This window comes from Micromonospora sp. NPDC005367, assembly GCF_040606825.1.
Classification (GTDB): domain Bacteria; phylum Actinomycetota; class Actinomycetes; order Mycobacteriales; family Micromonosporaceae; genus Micromonospora.
The window spans coordinates 77,820-98,875 of the sequence record NZ_JBEXFP010000016.1; the positions used below are offsets into that span (position 1 = coordinate 77,820).

16 protein-coding genes are annotated in these 21,056 nt (G+C 71.9%); 4 read left to right on the top strand and 12 right to left on the bottom strand.

Annotated features, from left to right (window positions below; genetic code table 11):
* Nucleotides 1-31 precede the first annotated feature (31 nt).
* From ABZS42_RS14135 to ABZS42_RS14170, 8 genes are all read right to left on the bottom strand, one after another.
* Complete coding sequence (locus tag ABZS42_RS14135) at nucleotides 32-4,240, bottom strand: LamG-like jellyroll fold domain-containing protein (protein WP_355145137.1); 4,209 nt, start codon at nucleotides 4,238-4,240, stop codon at nucleotides 32-34.
* A complete protein-coding gene (locus ABZS42_RS14140; RefSeq protein WP_355145139.1) occupies nucleotides 4,237-4,995 on the bottom strand; it encodes a hypothetical protein in 759 nt (252 codons plus the stop codon). Before ABZS42_RS14140 ends, ABZS42_RS14135 begins: the two co-directional genes overlap by 4 nt.
* Nucleotides 4,996-5,264: 269 nt before the next feature.
* On the bottom strand, nucleotides 5,265-7,463 hold the full coding sequence (locus tag ABZS42_RS14145) for an FtsX-like permease family protein (RefSeq protein WP_355145141.1): 2,199 nt from the start codon (nucleotides 7,461-7,463) through the stop codon (nucleotides 5,265-5,267).
* Complete coding sequence (locus ABZS42_RS14150) at nucleotides 7,460-8,131, bottom strand: ABC transporter ATP-binding protein (protein ID WP_355145143.1); 672 nt, start codon at nucleotides 8,129-8,131, stop codon at nucleotides 7,460-7,462. Before ABZS42_RS14150 ends, ABZS42_RS14145 begins: the two co-directional genes overlap by 4 nt.
* Entirely contained in the window at nucleotides 8,128-8,652 is a 525-nt protein-coding gene (locus ABZS42_RS14155) for a PadR family transcriptional regulator (protein WP_355145145.1), read from the bottom strand. The genes ABZS42_RS14150 and ABZS42_RS14155 overlap by 4 nt, the downstream gene beginning before the upstream one ends.
* Before the next feature lie 138 nt (nucleotides 8,653-8,790).
* On the bottom strand, nucleotides 8,791-9,159 hold the full coding sequence (locus tag ABZS42_RS14160; protein WP_355145147.1) for a YciI family protein: 369 nt from the start codon (nucleotides 9,157-9,159) through the stop codon (nucleotides 8,791-8,793).
* 106 nt (nucleotides 9,160-9,265) lie between these two features.
* Nucleotides 9,266-10,543, bottom strand: coding sequence for an RNA polymerase sigma factor (locus tag ABZS42_RS14165; RefSeq protein WP_355145149.1), 1,278 nt, complete (start codon nucleotides 10,541-10,543; stop codon nucleotides 9,266-9,268).
* Between the two features lie 83 nt (nucleotides 10,544-10,626).
* The gene (locus ABZS42_RS14170; RefSeq protein WP_355145151.1) at nucleotides 10,627-11,550 is read right to left on the bottom strand and encodes a hypothetical protein; all 924 of its coding nucleotides are present in this window, start codon (nucleotides 11,548-11,550) and stop codon (nucleotides 10,627-10,629) included.
* A 132-nt stretch (nucleotides 11,551-11,682) separates the two neighbouring features.
* On the opposite strand from ABZS42_RS14170, the gene ABZS42_RS14175 reads away from it, so the two are divergent.
* Together ABZS42_RS14175 and ABZS42_RS14180 are read left to right on the top strand one after the other, a co-directional pair.
* Nucleotides 11,683-12,051 (top strand): VOC family protein, encoded by a 369-nt coding sequence (locus tag ABZS42_RS14175; protein ID WP_355145153.1) that lies wholly within the window; start codon nucleotides 11,683-11,685, stop codon nucleotides 12,049-12,051.
* A gap of 2 nt (nucleotides 12,052-12,053) precedes the next feature.
* Nucleotides 12,054-12,491 carry a VOC family protein gene (locus tag ABZS42_RS14180; RefSeq protein WP_355145155.1) on the top strand — a complete coding sequence of 146 codons (438 nt, stop codon included), beginning with the start codon at nucleotides 12,054-12,056 and terminating at the stop codon, nucleotides 12,489-12,491.
* 66 nt (nucleotides 12,492-12,557) lie between these two features.
* Here ABZS42_RS14180 and ABZS42_RS14185 read toward each other — a convergent pair whose 3' ends face one another.
* Both ABZS42_RS14185 and ABZS42_RS14190 read right to left on the bottom strand, forming a co-directional pair.
* Nucleotides 12,558-13,841 carry a hypothetical protein gene (locus ABZS42_RS14185; protein WP_355145157.1) on the bottom strand — a complete coding sequence of 428 codons (1,284 nt, stop codon included), beginning with the start codon at nucleotides 13,839-13,841 and terminating at the stop codon, nucleotides 12,558-12,560.
* Between the two features lie 99 nt (nucleotides 13,842-13,940).
* Nucleotides 13,941-14,426 carry a hypothetical protein gene (locus tag ABZS42_RS14190; protein ID WP_355145159.1) on the bottom strand — a complete coding sequence of 162 codons (486 nt, stop codon included), beginning with the start codon at nucleotides 14,424-14,426 and terminating at the stop codon, nucleotides 13,941-13,943.
* A gap of 178 nt (nucleotides 14,427-14,604) precedes the next feature.
* Here ABZS42_RS14190 and ABZS42_RS14195 point away from each other — a divergent pair, with 178 nt between their 5' ends.
* Entirely contained in the window at nucleotides 14,605-15,198 is a 594-nt protein-coding gene (locus ABZS42_RS14195) for a hypothetical protein (RefSeq protein WP_355145161.1), read from the top strand.
* A gap of 198 nt (nucleotides 15,199-15,396) precedes the next feature.
* On the opposite strand, the gene ABZS42_RS14200 is transcribed toward ABZS42_RS14195, so the two are convergent.
* A complete protein-coding gene (locus ABZS42_RS14200) occupies nucleotides 15,397-16,560 on the bottom strand; it encodes a hypothetical protein (protein WP_355145163.1) in 1,164 nt (387 codons plus the stop codon).
* Nucleotides 16,561-16,797: 237 nt separating this feature from the next.
* The gene (locus ABZS42_RS14205; RefSeq protein ID WP_355145165.1) at nucleotides 16,798-19,173 is read right to left on the bottom strand and encodes an acylase; all 2,376 of its coding nucleotides are present in this window, start codon (nucleotides 19,171-19,173) and stop codon (nucleotides 16,798-16,800) included.
* Between the two features lie 236 nt (nucleotides 19,174-19,409).
* Between ABZS42_RS14205 and ABZS42_RS14210 the strand changes: the two genes are divergently transcribed.
* On the top strand, nucleotides 19,410-20,963 hold the full coding sequence (locus ABZS42_RS14210) for a gluconokinase (RefSeq protein ID WP_355145167.1): 1,554 nt from the start codon (nucleotides 19,410-19,412) through the stop codon (nucleotides 20,961-20,963).
* The last annotated feature ends 93 nt before the right edge of the window (nucleotides 20,964-21,056 follow it).

The following is a 21,056-nucleotide window of genomic DNA, read 5'->3' on the forward strand; positions in this document are numbered from 1 at the left end:
GGACCGGCCCCGCTCACAGTTCAGCGCTCGATCAATTCCGGCGCTCGACCACCTTCAGGGTGAACTCGGTGTACGACGGCGCGTGCTTCTTGTCGCCGCCGTAGACCACCCGGATCCGGTGGGTGCCGGGGCTGGGCAGCCGGTCGACGTCGCAGGTGGCGACGCCCTTCTTCAGCGGGGCCTCGCACAGCACGTCCTCACCGAGGAGGAACTGCACGGGACCGGAAGCCGCGCCGGGCTGGACGGTGGCGGTCAGCTTGGCCTTCTTGCGCCAGGTGGCCGTCACGTCGTCGGCGCGTACCGTCGTCTTGATCCGGGTGTCGACCGGGGCCTTCGTCACGGTGACCACACGGTTGGCGACCGTCTGGTTGCCGTTGATGTCGGAGACCAGGTAGGTGAGCGGGTAACTGCCGGGTGTCCCGGTGTCGACGGTGCCGACGACCTGGATCCGGTCGGTGACGTCGCCGTCGGTGTTGTCGACCGCCTTGACGCCGGCGAGCGGGTCGAAGGTCTTGCCCTGCTCGACGGAGGTCGTGGCGGGGACGGTGAGCACTGGCGGGGTGACGTCGGTGCCGGCCGCGGTGGCGAGGAAGACGCCGCCGAACTGGTCGGCGGAGCCGACCTGGTCGCCGTCGCCGGTGTGGCTGGTGCTGGTCCAGGCGTACAGCTCTCCCTCGGTGAGGCCCTGCCACTCGACGCTGGCCGGCCAGCCCGACTTGGCGTTGGCCGAACCGATGATGGTGTCGGTCGGGGTGACGACGACCAGGCTGTCCGTGCCGAAGCTGGTGGTCCGGGTGGACAGGTCGATCGGCAGCACCATGTTGTCCTCGGCGCCGTTGTAGCGCTTGCGGTCGTCGTACTCGGTGGCACCGAAGTTGTCGAGCATCGGCGAGTAGGTGTCGATGCTCATCTCGGCCCGGTCGACGTCGATCTGCAGGAGCCGCAGGAAGCTGGCGCCGAACTGGAGCAGGTCGGTCGACTTGTGGTCGACGGTGCCGTCGCCGTTGAGGTCGAGGTTGCCGTTGGCGTCGACCTTCTCCGGCCACAGCTCGCCCGCGCTCATCTTGTAGAACTGGTAGTCGGCGAGCAGCTCGACCACGTTGTGCGCCACCGTCACGCCGACACCGGTCTTGAGGTTGGTGCCGACGCCGTGCTCGTGGCCGGCGAGGACCAGGAACACGTTCGGGTTGGACGCGACGATGGCCGAGAAGGCCCGGGATCCGTCGGTGGAGAAGTTCGCGCCGCGGCCGTCCGGCGTGGTGGACGGGGCCAGGTAGGCGTGGGTCAGCAGGATGCCGTTGCGGTCGTGGTACCGCTGGAAGATCGAGCTGGCCCAGTCGGCCTCGGCCTGGGTGACGCCGTACGACAGGCCCACGGCCACGAAGTCGAGCCCACCGGCGGAGAACAGGACGTAGTTGTTCTGGTTGTCCTCGCCCTGGGTGACCGTGTTGCCCGCCGTGTCGGTGGTCTCGTCCCACGCGTGGTATGACGCCTTGGACACGGCCGGCCACTTCTGGGAGCCCGCGTAGTACCGCTCCGGGCCGTAGTACTGGTTGAAGCGGGACGTCGGGCCGGTCTCGTTGCCGCCCTGATTGTCGTGGTTACCGGCGATCACCTGGTTGACCAGCCCGGCCTCGTCGAGCGTCCGCTGCGCCTCGGAGGTGAACTGGAACTCGCGGGTCACCTGCTCGTCCAGGCCCGGGTAGAGCAGGTTGCCGCTGGAGTCCTTGGCGAGCGGGTCGGAGTAGTCGTTCTCGATGACGTCACCGGTGTGCGCGGTGTACGCGATCTTCTTGCCGGAGGCGTTGTCGGCCAGCCACTTGGTGGTGTCCTGGTACGACTTCTGCCAGAGCGCCCGCTCCTCCATGGTCATCTTGTCGGTGGGCTCGTCGACGCCGTCGAAGTCGTCGTACGTGCCGCCGGCCGCACCCTCGGCGAGGTACTGCGTGTCCGTGAAGTGGGCGAGCGAGAAGTCGTACTTCGACGGGTCCTCGAAGTGGTCCCGGTTCGCCGGGTCGTCGGCGGAGCCGTCACGCGGGGCGAGGTCGTCGGCGAACGGGTCCTCACCGATCACCAGGACGTGGACGGCGCCGTTGTCGACCAGCTCCGGCCGCACCGCGGCCTTCACCGAGGTGTCGCCTTCGGCCTGGCCACGTGCGGTGGTCAGCTCGGCCCACGCCTGCGTGTCCGGGTTCCACGCGAACAGCGTGACCGCCCGCTCGGGGTCGACGACGCCGCTCCACAGGATCTGGCGAGCCGCGCCGGAGGCCGGCACCTGGACGTCGTACCGCTGGAACGGGATGTTGCCGGTGGACGGGCTCTTCGCCAGGTTGCCGTCGGGGCGCGGGGCGGCGCCGATCTGGCCGCCCTCGGTGTAGGAGAAGTCCAGCGTGGCGGGCATGACCGGGACGACGCCCTGGAAGCCGCCCGCCGGGACGCTCGGGGTGGCCTGCTTGAAGGTGGTGGTCACCTCGCCGCCGTCGGGGTTGTGGGCGATCGCCGACAGGGTGACCCGGCCCTTGCCCTGACCGACGTCGGTGCCGCCGCCGGTCGGGATGGCGTCGGAGGTGAACCGCACCGTCTTGCCGACGGGCTTGCCGAACACGTCGGTCGCCGAGATCGTCAGGGTGTGGTCGCCGGACCTCAGGCCGGCGCCGACCTCCTGGCCGACCTGGACCGGTACGCCGTCGAGCAGGTAGGTCCAGCCGGTGGCGTTGCCCTGGTTGCTGACGGTCACCCGCAGCTCGGTCGGGCGGCTGAGGTGGGCGCCCTCGGCGGGCACGGTCGAGGTGATCGCGACGCCCGCGTCCCGGACGTCACCGAGCGCGGCGGCGTTGAGGGTCTGCACGTCGTCCGGGGTGAGTACCCGGGAGAAGATACGGGCGTTGCGCACGGTGGCCGGCGTCCAGAACTGGTTGACCGAGTCGGCGCCGACGTAGAAGGAGTTGCGGGCGGCGCCGCTGGGCAGGCCGAGCGGCGCCGGCGCGGCGACGGAGGCGGCCAGCGCGCCGTCGACGTACAGGCGGGCGGTGGCGCCGTCCCAGGTGCCGACGGCGTGGTACCAGCGGCCGGAGGAAATCTGGACCTGGGCGTTGCGGTAGGCGCCGTTGGCGTACACGGCGAAGGTCAGCTTGTCGCCGTAGACGACGATCGAGTATCCGCCGCTCTCCTTCTCGGAGCAGATCGAGTGCTCACCGGAGTTGGGCAGGGTGCCGTTGTCCTTGAAGGTGCACTCGATCGTGACCTGGTCGCGGATCTTCGCCCACTGTGCGTCGCCCATCGCGTAGGCGTACGCGTCATTGGCGCCGTCGAAGGACGCGACGGGCACCTTCACGGCCGGGTCCTCGGCGATTACCGGCTCGCCGACGGTGGTGACGGCGAGGCTCTGCGCGTCGTCCTTCGGGGTGCCGTCGGCGAAGTCGACGTCGAGCACGTCGGCGACCGGCACCGGCGGCTTGAGGCCGTACGCCGACGCCAGCTCGGCGGCCTGGGCGGCGTCCAGCGGCCCGCTCCAGACCTTGCTGCCGGCGAAGGAGGACGGCGGGGCGACCTGCCCGATGCCGGTGGGTGCGGCGTCGGCACCGATCACGAAGCGGCGGGCGGTGGCGGCCGGCGGGGTGAACCCGCCGCCGGCGGCGGTGGAGCCGGCGAGTTGGCCGTTGAGGTAGAGGCGCAGCGTCTGGCCGTCCCACACCGAGACCGCGTGGTACCAGCGGTTGCCGGTGATCGGGGTCAGCACCGACTTGTAGCCGCCGCCGAGGTGGGCCATCGTGCCGAGGTTGCCGCCGTTGACGTAGACCGAGAAGCCGCCGCCCTCCTTGTCGGAGCAGAGGTCCTTCTCGCCGCTCACCGGCATCGTGGTGTCGACCCGGAAGACGCACTCGATGGCGAAGCCGGTGGAGAACCTGCCCCACTGGTCGTCGAAGTCGAAGGAGACGGCGTCGTCGACACCGTCGACCTTCAGGATGTCGTGACCGACCGTGGCGTCGGTGGTGTAGCTCGGCGCGCCCCAGGTGGTGGGGGTGAGGCTCTGGGCACGGTCGGTGGTGGTGCCGCCGGTGAAGGCGACGTCGAGCACGTCGGCGGCCGGCACCGTGACGGCGTTCGCCACCGGGCTGGTTGCCGGGGTCACGGCGTCCTGGGCGGGTAGCAGCAGCGCGCTGCCGGCCACCACGAGCCCGAGGGCGGTGGCGCCGAAGCGACGCCACCCTCGGGCGATCGGATGGGGTCGTGTGGTCACGACATCTCCTTCGGTTGGGGGTGTTTTGGTTGTGCCGGGTCGGCACCGGAGGTGGCTGAGGTCAGGTCCGGGGACGCTTGGCACGGACGCCGGCGTCGGCGGTACCAGAAGGTGCCGGCCACGGCGGCGACCGCGGCCAGCAGGACGGCCCCGATGACCAGGAGTTGTCGGGCGCTGCGCGTGACGCCGGACGCGGGGAGGGTCCGGGAAGATTCGGCACGGGGGCCGATGGCCGTACCGCCGCTGATACGCCAGTCAGCCGACTCGTGTGCGCCGTCGTAGACCGCCCGCTGCCCGTCGGGGCCGCTGGCGAACGTCCGGTACGCCTCGTGCAGGTCGGTGAGCATCCGGGACGTCACGGTCACCGTGCTGACCGGTCCGGGGCAGGTGAACAGCACCTCGGCCCCGTCGGACGCGAGATCGTCGGCGACGTCGACCCGGCCCGCGCAGGGTGTCCCGTCCTGGGTCACCCCGATCCGGTCGGTCAGGTACCTGGCGAACTCGGGGGCCTTGCCGAGCGCCTCGGCGTCGGCGGGCTCGTAGGTGACGGCGCCGTCGAGCAGCACCCGGTCCTTGCCGAGTACGCCGAGGGCGATGCCGAGCATGCTCAGGTCATCGGTTCCGCCGACGACCCAGCGGACCCGTACGCCGTGATCTCCCCCGCCCGTGACCTCGATCCGTTGTGGAGCGCCGAAGGGATGCGCGGAGGCGGGGTCCGGGACGAGCACTCCGGCGAGTACCAAGGGCAGGACCACCCAGCACAATCGCCGGGCTCGGTGTGCGGCACCGTCCAGGGCAGACACAACAGACCCTCACTCGCTCGGGAGATCAGCCGGAACGCATTGATGCTTTCGGCCGGAGGTGACGGGCGAGGTCGCGTGAATTGAGCGAGGGTTGACGCGGAGGTTGCCGAACCACGAAGACTGGCGGCATCGATCGATCCGGCATCCCGGTCGCCGACGCCGGGTGCACGTCAGCGTCCGGGGAGGACCCGACGAGGTCGCCGTGTCCTCCCCGGACGAACTCAGTCGTTGCGGGCGGTCTCCGGGCCGGTGAGGCGGCGCAGCAGCGGCAGCGTCGACGCGACGATGCCCAGCGACACCGCCAGCCCGGCGGCCACCATCAGGTAGAACGACGGCTTCGGTGCGAGCAGCGTGTAGTCCAGCTGCGCGCGCAGGAACAGGTGCGCAGCCAGGAAGCCCATCCCGATCGCCACCGCCGCGACGGTCAGCAGCGGCACGACGGTCTCCAGCCCCACCACCCGGCGCAGCGTACGCAGCTGCACCCCGGTGAGCCGCAGCATGCTGAAGGGCCGCTTCCGATCGCTGAGCCCACCGGCGACGCTCACCGCCAGGCTGCACCCGGCGATCGGCAGGCTGGCCAGCATGACCACGTTGGCCAGCTGCTGGAACTGCACCATCTGCCGTGCGGAGTTCGCCTCCCACTCGCCGACGCTCGCCGGGAAGCGCCCGAGCGGAAACGCGTTGATCAGCATCGTGCGGACCTGCTCAAACGCGGATCGGCTGGTCGTGTTGACGACCACCGACAGGATCGGCTGCCGGTCGACCTCGACGGGGGCGATGGCGGCGGCGTCCCAGGCGTACGTGTCGTTGGTCAGGTCGACCGCGCGCATGCCGATGAGGTCGCTGGGCACGGCCGCGACCTCTGCGCCGGCGGGGCAGTTGCCGAACACCGCCAGGCGATCCAGCTCGGCGCAGGTGACCAGACCGTGCCAACCGTCCGGGTCGGGGTTGCGGTGCACGACCGTGACACTGCGCACCCCCGGGATCGCGGTGAGGCCGGCGGGAATCTGATCTGCGGTCGGCGCTGGCCCGTCCTCCGGCCAGAAGTTCTTCGCCAGTGAGGTGGCGGCCACCGAGTCGGTGCGCGGTTCGCCACGGTTGGCGACGTACGTGGTGATGGTGCCGGTCGCCACGCTCGTGATGAACAGCGCCACGATCAACCCGCTCACGGACCGGAAGCCTGCCTGCGGGTTGTCCGCGAGGCGCCGCCCGGCGATGAGCGCGGCCGGCCGGCTCGCCCGCCCGGCCAGCACCCGGGCGCCGATCATGGTCAGCCAGGGCCCCGCCAGCACGAGCCCGATCAGGATCAGCAGGAAACCGGAGAGGTACGCGGTGATCTGGCCGTTGGTCGTCTCGGGGCGCCGGCCGATGAAGTACGACAGCTCGGCGAGCCCGGCGACCAGGGGGATCACGCGCCAGGCGCGCGGGGGTTTCGGGGTCACCCGCCGGCTCACGCCCAGCGGCGAGATCTGCACCCGGCGCAGCGCCAGCCAGGACGCCACGACCGCACCGAGCGGAATGCCGAGCGCGATCGCCAGTACGTCCATGACGGTGAGCGACAGGTCGGCGGCGAAGAACGGTTCGCCGGCGAACGGGATCGCCGCGAGTCCCGGCCGGAACGCGAAGAACAAGCCGAACCCGGCGGCCATGCCCGCTGCGGCTGCGACTGTCGACTCCACGGCCGAGATGACTGAGATCTGCCGGGGCGTGGCGCCGATCAGCCGCATCGCGGCGAAGCGCTGCTCTCGGCGGGTCGCGGCCAGCCGGGTCGCGGTGCCGATGAAGATGAGCACCGGGAACAGCAGCGCGGCTGCGACGACGGACAGCACGAGTGTCATGCCGGAGCCGTTGATCCCGATGAAGCAGCCGTGGCTGCAGTCGCTCGGGGAGGTGGTCATGATCTGGGTGACCTGCTGGGCTCCCAGTTGCTCCAGTTCCCCGGGGACGCGGCCGATGAGGATCAGCAGGGAGTCGGGGGAAGGCAGCGCCGCCCGGCCGATCGTGCCGATGCCGTGACCGGGGAAGCGATCCGCGAGCTCCGCGGCGGGCGTGCTCCGCAGCAGCTCGCCGAGGGCGGGTGAGACGTAGTACTCGCCTGGCCCGGGCAGGCGCGGGATGCCCGGTGGGACGGGCGAGTCCGGGCCGGTCGCGGCCACGTCGACCCGCCCGATGGAGTCGCCGTGGTAGTAGTCCTCCCGGATCAGCCACCACATCGGGTCCACGGACGCGTCGGAGGAGGCTGGCGCGGCGGCGCTGTTGAGCCAGCCGTAGCGCTGGTTCTGCGCGCCGACCGCGTTCATGCCGGCGAGTGTGGTGAGGAGCATGCCGACGCCGAGCGCCACGGCCGCGGCGATGATGACGAGCCGGGCGGCGGCTTCCCGCCCGCCGGCCAGGGAGAGCCTGACCGCGAACCGGATCATGAGAGCACCAGCGCGTTCACCCTGCCGTCGCGCACGATGACCTGCCGGTCGGCGTACGCGGCGACGCGGGCGTCGTGGGTGACCAGGACGACGGTCGTGCCCTCCTCGCGGGCGGAGGAGACGAGGAGGTCCATGACCTGCTCGCCGGTCAGCGAGTCGAGCGCCCCGGTCGGCTCGTCGGCGAACAGCACGCCGGGCCGGGCGACCAGCCCGCGGGCCAGCGCGACGCGTTGTGCCTGCCCGCCGGACAGTTCGCCGGAGCGGCGCCGCTCCAGGCCGGCCAGGTCGAGCCGCTCGAACCAGGGCCGCGCCTGCTTCAGCGCGGCGGCCCGCTTCACCCCGTTGAGCAGCAGCGGCAGCGCGACGTTCTCCTCGGCGGTCAGCTCCGGCACGAGCTGCCCGGACTGGAACACGAAGCCGAACCGGTCCCGGCGCAGGACGCTGCGCCGGGTCTCGCTGAGGGTGTCGATCCGCCGGCCGTCGAAATGGATCTCACCGGCATCCGGCACCAGGATCCCCGCCAGGCAGTGCAGCAGCGTGGACTTGCCGGAGCCGCTCGGGCCCATGACGGCGACGATCTCGCCCGGCTCCACCGCGACGCTGGCGCCACGCAGCGCCGAGGTCTCGCCGAAGGACAGCTTCACGTCACGTGCCTCGACGGCCGTCATCCCCGCACCTCCTTCGCGAGTGCGTCCAGCCGCGCGGCCGTGGTGTCGATCCAGTGCAGGTCGGCCTCCAGGTGGAACAGGCCGTGGTCGGCCAACATGGTGTCGACCAGGTTGCCACTGCGCTTGATTTCGGTGAGTTCCTTCATCCGGCGCAGGTGCGTGGCGCGCTGGACGTCGAGGTACTCCTCGGCGGGACGGCCGAGCATGAGCGCGAGCACGACCTTGGTGAACAGCACGCTCTGCAGGTTGGGTTCGGCCTCGACCGGCTCGGTCAGCCACGACTCGACGTCGGTCGCACCCCGCTCGGTGATGACGTAGCGCTTGCGTTCGGGACCCACGCCCGGCTCGACCTCGCCGACCACGATCTTGCCGTCGCGGGCGAGGCGGCTGAGGGTCGCGTAGACCTGGCCGAACGGCAGTGGCTTTCCACGGCTGAAGAAGGTGTCGTAGTCGCGCTTCAGGTCGTAGCCGTGGCTGGGCTCGCGTTCGAGCAGGCCGAGGAGAGTCATGGGAACGCTCATGCCGCTCACCATACGCTGAGCGTATACCTCGCGTATATACCTCGGGTGTGTACGGGCAAAAGGTTAGGGCGCGGACCGTCGTGGTCCGCGCCCTCGGCCTTTGCCCGGCTCAGCGACCCAGCGGCGACGAACTGCCGGTCAGTCGACCGGGCCCTCGTTGACGCGGCGTACGTCGACCTCGACGTCGACCCCGTCGGCGATGAAGAGGTCGACGAACCGCTTCGCCCACTCCATCGCCTCGTCCTTGGAGCGCACCTCCAACAGCGCGAACCCGGCGATGAGTTCCTTGGTCTCGGTGAACGGGCCGTCGATGACGGTGGTCTTGCCCTTCTCGACGGTGATGCGGCCCGACTCCTTGCTGCTCTTCAGCAACCCCTCGCCCGCGAGCAGCACGCCGGCCTGCGCCGCCTCACCGACGAAGGCACCCATCCGCTCGATGAACTCCGGGCTCGGGTCGAAGGTGCCGGGCTGGTCCTCGTCGAGCTTGTGCATGAGCATGTAACGCATCTGAAGGACTTCCTCTCAAACGGCGAGTCTTGGTGGCTCTCACTGACGCGTCGATCGTGTCGGCCGCGATCCGACATCAAGAGCCAACGTTTTGTTGTGACGGGCGTCACGCGTCAGCCGAAGGTGCGGACGCGGGCGAATCGGCGCAGGCGGCAGCGCGTCCGAGAAGCAGTTCCCGCTCGCGCGCGTTGCCGGTGAGGGCCGCCGCCCGCTCGAACTCGCGCCGGGCCTCGTCGTGGCGACCGAGCTTCGCGAGCAGATCGCCGAGCACGCTGGGCAGCAGGTGGTACTGCGCGAGCGCCGGCTCGTCGGACAGCGCCCGGGTCACCTCCAGGCCGGCGGCGGGTCCGCGGGCCTGGGCGATCGCGACGGCCCGGTTCAGTTCCACGACGGGTGAGGGTACGAGCCGGGCCAACTCCGCGTAGAGGGCGGCGATCCGCTCCCAGTCCGTCTCCTCGGGCGCGTGCGCCCGCGCGTGGCAGGCGGCGATCTCGGCCTGGAGGGCGTACGGGCCAGGATGCTCGGTCGCCGCCCGGTCGAGGGCGGCGAGCCCACGGCGGATGAGCAGCCGGTCCCAGCGGGTCCGGTCCTGGTCGTTGAGGAGGATGGGTTCCCCGTCGGGGCCGGTACGGGCGCGCAGACGCGACGCCTGGATCTCCAGCAGCGCGGCGAGGCCGTGCACCTCGGGTTCGTCGGGCATGAGGCCCTGCAGTTGCCGGGCCAGCCGCAGCGCCTCCTGACACAGGGTGGGGCGCATCCAGTCGTCGCCGGCGGTGGCCGCGTAGCCCTCGTTGAAGATCAGGTAGACGACCTCCAGCACCGAGCCGAGGCGTTCGGCGCGCTCGGCCGGGTCGGGGACCTCGAACGGCACCCGGGCGTCGGCGAGGGTCTGCTTGGCGCGGGTGATCCGCTGCCCGACGGTGGACTCGGTGGTGAGGAACGCGCGGGCGATCTCGCCGGTGGTGAGGCCACCGACCAGGCGCAGGGTCAGGGCGGCCCGCGCGATCGGCGACAGCACCGGATGGCAGGCCACGAAGATCAGCCGGAGCAGGTCGTCCTCGATCCGGTCCTCGACGGCGGCGTCGAAGTCCACGGTGATCTGTTCGTCGAGGTCACGGCCGAGCGCGTCGACCACACGCTCACCGGTCTGCCGGCGGCGTACCAGGTCGACCGCCCGCCGTTTGCCCACGGTCGTGAGCCACGCGCCGGGGTTGGCCGGTACGCCGTCGCGTGGCCACTGTTCGAGGGCGGCGACCAGCGCGTCCTGCGCCAGTTCCTCGGCCTGCCCGACGTCGCGGACGATCCCGGCGATGGCGGCGACGATCCGCCCGGCCTCCATGCGCCACACCGTGTCGATGGTGTGCCGCAGCTCTGACTCCTCCACGGGCTACATGACAGCACGCCGCCGGCCGCTCCGGCTTGGCGGAGGTCCGCGCGGTGCCTGCCGACGCCCAGCGGCGGAGTCAGCTATCCGATGATCGTCACCTGGACCGGCACGCCCTGCTGCATCTCGAGCACCACCCGCTCCCCCAGCGGCCGGTCGAGCTGCACCCTCTCCGTACGCGACGCCGCGATCGCCGGACACACCTGAGCGGATCCGCGAGCACGGCCGGTGACGATGACGACCACCGCTTCGGCCGACTCGACCGCCTCCGCGGCGTAGTCGGCCCCGCACGGCTCACTCGCCGGGCCCGCAGACCCGTAGAACGTGACGGCGAGCTCCCGCCCACCCCGCGTCGTGGAGGCGGACTGGATCGCGTGCGCACCCAGCGCCTTGCTCGGATCCCACGACGGCCGGTTCACCGCGCCCACGGCCTGGTCGGCGACCGCCAACCGGGTCAGCCGGACCTTCGAGCCCTCGACGGTGTACTCCCACACCGGAACGGTCGCCGGGCCGAACATCGTGAGGATCCGCGCGGTGGCCAGGCGCGCACCGGTGACCTTCAGGGGTACGCAGCCCGGGCACTCCCCGGCGCCGGCGGCCTTCAATCGGTCCAGCGCCGCTCCCGCCGAGAGCAAAGGAACCTCGCGCTCCCGCCCGTCCTGCCAGGCCACCGTGCCCGTCGGCGCCGGCGCGCCGGGCAACGGCTCGGCGGCGACGATGCTGCCGGTGCTCACCTTCAACTTGTTGTCGCCGTTGCGCGGTTCCCAGTCGCCGAGCTGGCCGGTGAGCCCCCCAATCGGCGCGAACCTCGGCTCACCGCCGGCATCCTGGATCGCCTCGTCGTAGCGGGTCAGGACCTCCCGCGCCTGCTGCCGCAGCGGCTCCATGCTCTCCGGTTTCCCGACGGCAGGATCGCCACCGGAACGGTCGGGCATCAGCCCGCAGCCGGCCATCAGCGCCATCGCCGCGCAACCCAGCAGGAATCCGTGTATGAGCCTCCCACGCATGCCCCTTGGACGTACGGCGTGAGGCCCTGGTTCCGGTTGTCCCGGCTCAGTCCGGCGTGCCGCGCGCGCATCACCGGCCGTTGTCAGAGGCAGCGCATAGCGTGAGGCCGACAACCGGCCGAAGGAGCTTCGATGCTTGATCATCTGTCCATTCAGGTCCGCGACGTCGCGGCCAGTGCCGCCTTCTACGACGCCGTGCTCGCTCCGCTCGGGGGCCGGCGGCTGCTGGAGTTCCCGAACGTGATCGGCTACGGCCGGGAGCGTCCCGAGTTCTGGCTCGGCCCGACCGGAGCCGCTGACACCGCCCGGGAGACGCACGTGGCCTTCACGGCCGACACCCGAACCGCCGTGCGGGCCTTCCACGACGCGGCAGTGGCGACCAACGCGGAAGTGCTGCACGCACCGCGAGTCTGGCCCGAGTACCACGCCACCTACTTCGGCGCGTTCGTCCGGGACCTGGACGGGAACAACGTCGAAGCCGTCTGGCACAAGCCGGAGTGACCATGGAGCAGCGGATCAGTCTCGTCACCCTCGGCGTCGCCGACCTGCCGCGGGCCCGGGTCTTCTACGAGCGGCTGGGCTGGCGCGGCCAGGAGGTCGAGCAGACGGTCTTCTTCCAGGCCGGCGGCTCGGCGCTGGTGCTCTGGGACCGCGCCAAGCTGGCCGTCGACGCAGGCGTCGACGATCCCGGTGGCAGCGGGTTCGCCGGGATGACCCTCGCCCAGAACGTCCGTTCGCGTGCCGAGGTCGACGAGGTGATGGCCGCCGCAGCCGCAGCCGGAGCGGAAGTGACGCAGCCGGCCCGGGAGACGTTCTACGGCGGGTACGCGGGCTGCTTCGCGGACCCGGACGGGCACATCTGGGAGATCGCGTGGAATCCCGGATTCCCGCTCGCGCCGGACGGCACCCTCACCGTCCCCGACTTCGGTGCCACGGGGTGAGGACGGCAACCCCCTGACCTCGGCACCAGCGGGTGACCCGGAGTCAGGGACGGCGGGTCTCCGGCGTCAGTTGTCGCGCGGGCAGAGCAGCGGGTCCAGCAGCGGTAGCCGGATCGGGTCGAGGCAGATGGTGAGCAGGCGGTCGTCCTCGTCGGCGGGCGCGCTGCTGGGCTCGGGTGAGGAGGTCGCCGGCGGGGGCGGGCTGCTGCTCGGCGGCTTGCTCGGTGCCGGAGCCGGGCTCGACGGTGCTGCCGTGCTGGGCGGGGCGGTGGGCGTCGCGGCGGTGGTCGGCGGCGCCGCGTCCGGGCGCGAGCCTCCGCCGGCGCCCCCGGTCGCCGGCCGGTCGGTCGAGCCGGCGCCCGTCGATCGTGCCGGTCCGGTCGGGTCGCCCTCCGGCCCGCCACCTGAGGTGCCTCCAGGTGCCGGGCTCGTGGGCGCGACCGCCCCACCGCCGGGTGAGCCGGGCACCGGGGCGAGCGTCGGGATGACGGCGCCGATCCCCATTGGCGGGTCGAAGTCGCTCCTGACGCCGGACTCGGCCCGGTACTGCGGGGCGCTCTCCCCCGACCCGTACGCGCCGGCGGTCAGCGTCGCGAACGCGGCGGCGGCGACGGCGGCGACGGCCGCGGCACGGCGGTCGGGTCGCCGTGCGGTCAGCGGCGCCTGCCACGGCTCGACCGGCACCGGCGGCATCGGACGATTGCGATGGTGGGCGGCCAGCAGATCGTCGAGTTCCGCGACGACGGCGCCGCGCTCGTTCCGGGCGGAGGCGAGGGCCAGGGCGAGGTAGAAGCGGGTGTTCGCGACGACGACCGTCGGCACCCGCAGGCCGGCCAGCCTGCCCGGCCGCCTCGGGTGCAGGAGGGTGAGCGGCACGTCCGGGTGGTGGGCGGGTGCGTCGAGATCCTCGTACCACCACTCGCGACGGACGTCGCGGCCGGCGAACGCCACGCGGTGGCTGGTGACGATGGCGACGCCGGCGTCCGCGACCCGCAGGCCCTTCGGCAGCGTACGGCTCGACGGGTCGTGCGGTCCGACGCTGAGCGCGGGCTGCGGCAGTCCGGGTACGTGCCGGGCCACCACCTCGACCAGCTCCGCGGTGGGGATGATCCGGAAAACGAGTTCGTACGGGTCGAGTTCCACGGGCAGTCCGGTGCGGGGTTCGGTGCAGCCGAGGAAGGTGGCCGCCTCGATCCGTTGCCGGGTCAACTCGTCGGCGCGGTGACGCCACGTCTCGAGTTCGGCGTGGTGGGCGCGGCGGCGACGGTCGTTCTCGCGGTCCGCCCAGGCGACCCGCCAGGTCGGCAGCGCGGTCGCCGGTACAAGGGTGCCGGGTGATGTGGTGGTCACGGGCGGTACAACCGCTCGCGTGGACGACAGGAAACGCGCCAGGGATCGATGCTTCCCTTTATTCCGGTAAGAGAGATTTGGGCTTCACGCCGCACTGTGTCAGGAGATGACCCGTTGTGGGTACGCCGCCGCCTCCCGGGTCCACTGCTCGGCCGCCACGGCGAGAGCGTCGGCCGAGACGGTCAGCGCGAGCGGGTACACCGCGGTCAGCGGGCGGCGCATCCACGGCGGCAGCGACTCGTAGGAGAACTCGACGGTCAGCTCCATTCGCCGGCGCCGGATGACGCGGGTACGGAACGCGAGGTTCGGTTCGGCGAACCGCAGCTGCGCGGGCAGCGCGGTGGGCGAGGCGCCCAGCTCGGCCTGCAGGCGCAGCCAGTCGGCGAGAATCCCCGCCTCGGCCACGGTCAGGCACGGATCGCAGTGCGACCAGGCCTGGCCGTCCGCGGTACGGGCATCCGCCTCGATGAGGAGCCAGTCGTCCCAGTCCTCCGCCTGCTCGACATCGACCGGCGGCTCGACGCCCGGCTGGTAGCCGACCGGCCGGAGCCTCAGCCGCGCACCATCGTCGGAGCGTATCTCCATAACCGCATCATGTCGGATGGAGACCTCATTAATGAACAAAACGGACACATGATCAGCCGGGGTCAACTCGCAGCGCCGATCTCCCGGCAGCCCCGAGGACGCTCGGGGATGGCGATTCCGGGCACGTTCCGGGGAAGCCCGGATGGCCCGCCGAACGCCATCCGATCAGGCTGAAACAATGACTGTAGCCAATGCCCGAGTCACTCTACGGCCCGTGCCCCGGATGCGGCTGGCCGCCGCCACCGCGCCGCTCCTGCTCATGTTCTACGGGGTTTGCCGCCTGGCCGACGGCCTGGACGGCGACCGGGGACCCGGCTGGGCCTGGAACATCGGCCACACCAGCTTCCTCGTCTCGATCGTCGCCTTCGCCGTGCTGGCCGTGGAACTTCGGCGGATGCTGCTGGGCACCAAGCCGCAGCCGCGTACGCTCACCGAGATCGCCACCGGCGCGACGCTGGTCGGCGCCGCGGGCTTCCTCTGGGTGATCCTCGGCGACCTCTTCGCCGGGTTCGCTGATGCGGCACCCCTGCCGGATCCCCTGTTGACCGCCGGGCCACTGCTGTTCCAACTCGGACTGCTGACGCTGCTCGTCCAGGCCGCCACCCTCCGGCCCCGCCGGTTGCCACGCTGGGCTCCGCCGCTGGTCCTGGCCGGCTTCCTGGCGCTCGCGGCGAACCTCGACCTGCTGCCGGTCGGCGCCGCGCTCGTCTTCGCCGGCCTGCTACCGCTGCGCGCGCACACCGACCCTTACAGCAGGCCCGATCGCGACTAGAAGGCATCGACGGTGGGGCCTCTCGCGTGCGACCTCTTTGCCGGCCCGCTACCCAAACGACCTGCGGCGGCTACGACCGTGAGCCTGATACCTCTGAGGCATATTTATGCCTCAGAGGTATCAAGCCTGAATTCGCCTACTGTCCGGGAAATCCTGCGCGGCCTGCCGCGACCGCCCACCGGCCCGAAGAGAGCCTGGTCAGGTCCACACCGTCCGGCGCACGCCACGGTGTTCGGCGCACGCGTTCCGGTAGCCGCCGGTCAGGCTCACCACACCGTCGCGGCACTGCACCAGATAACCCCGGCCGGCCCAGAACTCCTGGGCACAGTCGAAGTGGTCGCAGATTTCGGCCGCGGGCTTGCGGATTCGGTTGCCGCCGCAGAAGTCGTACCCCATCGGATTCTGCGGAGCGCCGCAGAGCCGCTCCCGGCGTGGTGTCGGTGACGGGCTGGTGCGCTTGGGTCGGGGCGACGCCAGGGCCGGCGCCGAGGCCACCGTCTCGGCCTTGACCGGCGCGGGTGCCGCCGGACGGGCCGGCGGCGCGGCGTTCGCGGTGGTGACGGGGGTGGCGGCGATCGCCACCTCAGCGCCCGGGTCGGACGGCCCCGACTCGATGAGCGCGGCGGGCACCAGCACGGCGATCGCTGCGGCGACCGCGACCGTGCGCCGGCCGCCGGGCACCAGGCCGGAGAGCCGAGCCTGCGCGGGCGTGGCGACGGCCGGCCGTATCGGCTTGAGCTCCGCGTGCTCGGCGGTCAGTTCGTCGAGCTGCGTGAGCACCGCGTCGCGCTGCTCGATCGCGTCGGCGAACGCCAGGGTCAGCTTGAACCGGAAATCGGCCGCCGCCTCGACGGGCAGCAGCACGCCGGAGGTACGGCGCCGGTCGAGCGTCTGGATCAGCGTGACCGGTGCCGCTGGGTCGTGCGCGAGGCCGGTCATCTTCCCGTACGCCCAGTCGCGCCGACCGCGTCCGCCGAGCAGCACCAGGCGGCGACTGGTGACGACGGCCATCCCGGCGTCGGCGACCCGCACCCCGTCCGGGCGGCGGGGCCGAAGCGACGCCACCTCGGCTCGGACGGCCAGGTCCGGCGCGGGCAGCACGCCGGTGTGCCGCACCTCGACCAGCTGTACGGCGGGCCACACCCAGCAGACCACCTCGTCGGGCGAGAGTTCGAGCGGCAGGCCGCCACCGGCGGCTGCGGAGCCCTGGAAGTCGGCGGCGAGCGCGCGCAGCCGGCGCAGTTCGTCGTCCCGCCGCCGCCAGTCGGCCTCGGCGCTGCGGTACGTCCGGTGCCGGCGCTCGTTCTGCCGGTGCACCCAGCGGTACCGCCAAGTGGAACCCGTCGAATCAGTCCTTGCCATGCCGACTCCTTCGCCGTGCAGGCCACCAACCGGGGTGTCACAGGTGTTAACTGCGGCGGCGTTCGGGCCGCATCCGGCAACGTGGACGAAATGTCTGATCGGCGGAGCAACATGGACGATAGGGCGGTTTTGTCGCTGTAGTTCGTCCGGTCCGGGCGTGTCGCCCGACACCGGCGGCCCCGGACGCGCCGCGCCCGCCGGCCCGAGGCGGGTCCGGCGGGCGCGTCAGTCGGCGGGTCAGTGGCCGCGGCCCTCCCCCACCCGGTACGTGCGCAGGTTCGGATCGGCCTTGATCTGCGCCTCGGTGTACTTGATGGTGTCCCAGCCCTTCCGTGAGTAGAGCTCGGTCTGGTCCGCGTACCAGGGCGAGTTCGGGTTGGTCGACTGCGAGTAGGTGAGGATCTGCCGCCCCGACGGGCCGTTCGGACCCAGCTCGACGGCCATCACGAACGAGGACCCGTGCACCACCTTCGGATAGCCGACACCCGGCACCCGGTTGTTGACGATCATGTTGAAGATGCCTGCCTCGGCGCGTCCGCCGTGGATCGGGATACGCCGGTCACCGCGCGGTTCGGTCTGGACATCGCCCAGCCGGGCGTCGAGCGCGATGCCGTCGAGGCGGCGCACGGCGTCGGCGAGCGCCGTCAGCACCCGCGGGTCGGCGGCGGCCAGCCGCCTCGGCGTGCGTACGGGATCGCCGACCGAGAAGGCGTCGGCGAACCGCAGGCCGCCCGCGAGGACGAACTCGGTGAACAGGTGCGCGCCTCGGCTGTTCAGGTCGGCGTGCAGATCCCACCGCCTGAGCGTGGCGCAGGCGTCGCGCAGGTCCACGGTCGTGCCGTCGGAGGCGGAGGCGGAGGGCTGGGCGGTGCAGAGCGCCACCAGGTCGTCGCGGACCAGTTCACCGCCGTACACCCGGTTGCCGAAGACCGTCTGCCACAGCCGCTCGGCGGTGAACCCGCGCCCGGGCAGTCCATCCGTGCCGGCCAGCCGCTGCTGCACCTGGTCGAGCCCGAGCCGGGTACGCAGGCTGCGCGCAGTGCCCTCGTCACCGATGATCCGCGGGTAGCCCTCGAGCGGCGCCTTCGGGTTCGCCAACCAGTAGCTGTCGTTGGAGTTGGTCACGTAGTCGCTGCGGAAGCGGACCGGAAGGCGCGCCGGGCCGAGGATTCCGGGCACGGCGGCGTCCCGGTCGGAGCCGAGCGCGCACGCCGACCGCGAGCCGTCGAGCACGGCCTGGCCGCTGCCGGCGTACATCGGCTGGAACTCGGCCGGAATACACGCGGCGGCCAGCGCGTCGGTGACCCGGGGAATCACCGAGTGGTCGGCGTAGAGCGCCTCGCCACGCGCGTCGGCGGCGATCACGTTCACCCACGGCAGGAACTGGTAATGGTCGAGCACCCGCTTCAGGTCCCGTACGTTCGAGGCCCGGCCCATCTGGAGCCAGCCGTCGAAGGCACGGTTGTTGGTGGCGTTGACGTCGGTGATGGCGTACGCGGTGCTCGTCGTCCAGTCGAAGGTGCCGGGCACCACCACGACCGGCCCGTAGTGGGTGTCGTGGAAGGTCCGGCTGATCGGGACGAGCCGGCCGTTCGCCCCGGGTACCTGGGCGGTGACCGTGCGGGTGGTCATCTTTCGCGGCTTGCCGTCGAGGTAGTACGAGGTCGGATCGCCGGGGACGAGCGCGAGCCGGTGCCAGACGAAGCGGCGCGCCGTCGAGACGGTGTGGCTCCAGGCGATGCTCCGGTTGTGTCCGATCTCGATGATCGGGTCGCCGATCAGCGACGCGCCCTCCACGTCGTACCGGCCGGGCACCTTCAGGTGCATCCGGTAGAAGCGGTCCGGACCGTCCCACGGGAAGTGCGGGTTCGCGAGCACCATTCCGCCCCGGTTGGCGGTGGCCGCCTCACCCAGCCCGTACGCGTTGCTTCCGATGCCGGCGGTCGTGCCGTCGGCGGCGGCGAGCACCGCTGCCGCGCCCGGGGCGTCCTGCACGGCCGCGGGTCCGGTGGCGTCCGGCGGGGCCGCCGCGACGATCCCGTCCAGCATCGCCGCCGAACTGGCCCGGACCATGCTGGCCCAGCTGGTACGCCAGACGTCCAGCTCGGTGAGGGGGCGCACCCAGGCCCGGCCACGGCACGCCGGATCGGTCAGCTTCGCCACGCCGACCTTGCGCAGGTAGGAGTTGTAGCCGGCGGCGAAGCCACGCACCAGGTCGCGGATCTCGTCGGTGGGCGCGTGCACCCCGTCGCGGCGGCCGACGAGCATCCGTTCGACCGTCCGGTCCGCCATCGCCTTGCGGTAGAACAGGTCGCTGCGCACGTTCGCGTCGGTGGGGCCGCTCGCCCCGAACCACCGGGACCGCTCCCCGTTGACCGTCACCGCCGTGTCGGCGATGACGCAGATGTTGTCCTCGGCCTGCACGTAGCCGGCGCCGAAGCCGAGGCCGGCGAAGTTCGCCGCGGTGATGTGCGGCACCCCGTACGAGGCGCGGCGGATCTCGGCGGAGTAGCCGCGATCGCGCTGGTGCGCACCGGCCGGGACGCTGCCGAGCCCGGTGACGATCAGCCCCAGGGCGGCCACCGCCGCACCGAGGCGTACTGAGGTTTTCATCGATTCCTCCCCCGTGCCGGACCCCCGCACCTCACTGTCCGAGGGACATTCATGATGATCGCTCATTCTGGTCGCCGGCGGGACCCGCGTACAGCCCCACGCCGCCGAACGGCCGGCCGGCTACCGGCCAATGCCCGGCCTGACCAGCGGTGATCGCCCTCCGTGACGGCCGACTCCTCGGTAACGTCAGCCGCAGCCGGACTCGCCACCGCCGGCGCAGGAGGGAGTTGACGTCGATGGCCGGGTCGGGCGACGCCCCGCCGGTGGTGCTCGGCGTGGACATCGGCACCACCAGCACCAAGGCCGTCGCCTACGACACGACCGGACGGCAGCTCGCCAGCAACTCGGCCGGCTACCCGTTGAGTGAGCCGCAGCCCGGATACGCCGAGCAGGATCCGCAGCGCATCCTGGACGCGGTCGTCACGTCGGTCCGCGCCACGGTGGCCGAGCTGGACCGCCCGCCCGCCGCCCTGTCGTTCGGCACCGCGATGCACAGCCTGATCGGGCTGGACGGTGCCGGCGCCCTGCTCACCCCGTCGGTCACCTGGGCCGACTCACGTGCCAGCCGGCAGGCCGAGCGGCTGCGCGCCGTACCTTCCGGGCTCGCCCTGCACCGGCGAACCGGCACACCGATCCATCCGATGGCCCCGCTGCCGAAGCTGCTCTGGTTCGCCGAGCAGCAGCCGGCGCTCTTCGAACGGGTCGCCCACTGGGTGGGGATCAAGGACTGGGTGCTGTTGCGGCTGTGCGGGATGCTGGTCACCGACCAATCCGTCGCCTCCGGCACCGGCCTGATGGACATCCACCGGCTCGACTGGGACACCGAGGCGCTCGCGATCGCCGGGATCACCGCGGAGAAGCTGCCGCAACTGGTCTCCACCACCGCCGTGCTGCCCCGGCTCACGGCCGAGGCGGCGACCGCCACCGGACTGCCCGAGCGCACCCCGGTGGTGGTCGGCGCCGGCGACGGGCCGCTGGCCAACCTGGGGCTCGGCGCGGTGCACCCCGGCATGGTGGCCTGCTCGATCGGGACCAGCGGCGCGATGCGGGTCATGGTGGAACATCCGGGCGTCGATCCGCTCGGCGGGGTGTTCTGCTACGCGCTCACCGAGAACCGCTGGGCGGTCGGCGGCGCGATCAACAACGGTGGCATCGTGCTGAGCTGGGCCGGCGACGCGCTCGCCCCGGAGCTGGGCGCGCACGCCGAGGACGAGCTGGTCGCCCTGGCCGCCCGCGCGCCCGTCGGCTCCGGCGGGCTGATCATGCTGCCGTACCTGCTCAGCGAGCGCGCGCCGCACTGGAGCGCGCTGCCCCGCGGCGCGTACGTGGGCCTGACCCACGGGCACCGCCGGGAGCATCTCGTCCGGTCCGCCATGGAGGGCGTCTGCCAGCAGCTCGCGCTGGTGCTCGCCTCGGTACGCTCCGCCGGCAACGAGGTACGCGAGGTCCGGGCCAGCGGCGGGTTCGCCCGCAGCGGGCTGTGGCGGCAGATCCTCGCCGACGCGCTCGGCGTCTCGGTGGCCTTCCCGGCGGGGCACGAGGGATCGAGCTTCGGCGCGGCGCTGCTCGGCATGCAGGCGCTCGGGCTGATCCCCTCCATCGACGTGGCGGCCGACCTGGTCCGGATCGAGGAGATCATCCAACCCGACCCGGCCGCCGCCGCCACGTACGCGACGCTGTTGCCGCTCTTCGCCGAGCTGTACGACGCGCTGGTGCCGACGTTCACCTCGCTGCGCCGGCTGGCGCCCAGCCTGCCCCCGGAACCCATCCCCACCCCACCCCCGATGTGATCGGCGAACCCCTCGACCGCCCGGCCGCTGCCTGGGTTCGCCGCTCGGACGGGTGACCCGAGCCGCGGCGACGGCGTCCGCCGCCCGGGCTTC

What these genes read in the sequence shown, in the direction of transcription:
- ABZS42_RS14200 (WP_355145163.1), bottom strand. Translation starts at nt 16,560, where the DNA reads ATGGCAAGGACTGATTCGACGGGTTCCACTTGGCGGTACCGCTGGGTG.
- ABZS42_RS14195 (WP_355145161.1), top strand. Translation starts at nt 14,605, where the DNA reads ATGACTGTAGCCAATGCCCGAGTCACTCTACGGCCCGTGCCCCGGATG.
- ABZS42_RS14150 (WP_355145143.1), bottom strand. Translation starts at nt 8,131, where the DNA reads ATGACGGCCGTCGAGGCACGTGACGTGAAGCTGTCCTTCGGCGAGACC.
- ABZS42_RS14190 (WP_355145159.1), bottom strand. Translation starts at nt 14,426, where the DNA reads ATGGAGATACGCTCCGACGATGGTGCGCGGCTGAGGCTCCGGCCGGTC.
- ABZS42_RS14145 (WP_355145141.1), bottom strand. Translation starts at nt 7,463, where the DNA reads ATGATCCGGTTCGCGGTCAGGCTCTCCCTGGCCGGCGGGCGGGAAGCC.
- ABZS42_RS14155 (WP_355145145.1), bottom strand. Translation starts at nt 8,652, where the DNA reads ATGAGCGTTCCCATGACTCTCCTCGGCCTGCTCGAACGCGAGCCCAGC.
- ABZS42_RS14175 (WP_355145153.1), top strand. Translation starts at nt 11,683, where the DNA reads ATGCTTGATCATCTGTCCATTCAGGTCCGCGACGTCGCGGCCAGTGCC.
- ABZS42_RS14160 (WP_355145147.1), bottom strand. Translation starts at nt 9,159, where the DNA reads ATGCGTTACATGCTCATGCACAAGCTCGACGAGGACCAGCCCGGCACC.
- ABZS42_RS14180 (WP_355145155.1), top strand. Translation starts at nt 12,054, where the DNA reads ATGGAGCAGCGGATCAGTCTCGTCACCCTCGGCGTCGCCGACCTGCCG.
- ABZS42_RS14210 (WP_355145167.1), top strand. Translation starts at nt 19,410, where the DNA reads ATGGCCGGGTCGGGCGACGCCCCGCCGGTGGTGCTCGGCGTGGACATC.
- ABZS42_RS14205 (WP_355145165.1), bottom strand. Translation starts at nt 19,173, where the DNA reads ATGAAAACCTCAGTACGCCTCGGTGCGGCGGTGGCCGCCCTGGGGCTG.
- ABZS42_RS14170 (WP_355145151.1), bottom strand. Translation starts at nt 11,550, where the DNA reads ATGCGTGGGAGGCTCATACACGGATTCCTGCTGGGTTGCGCGGCGATG.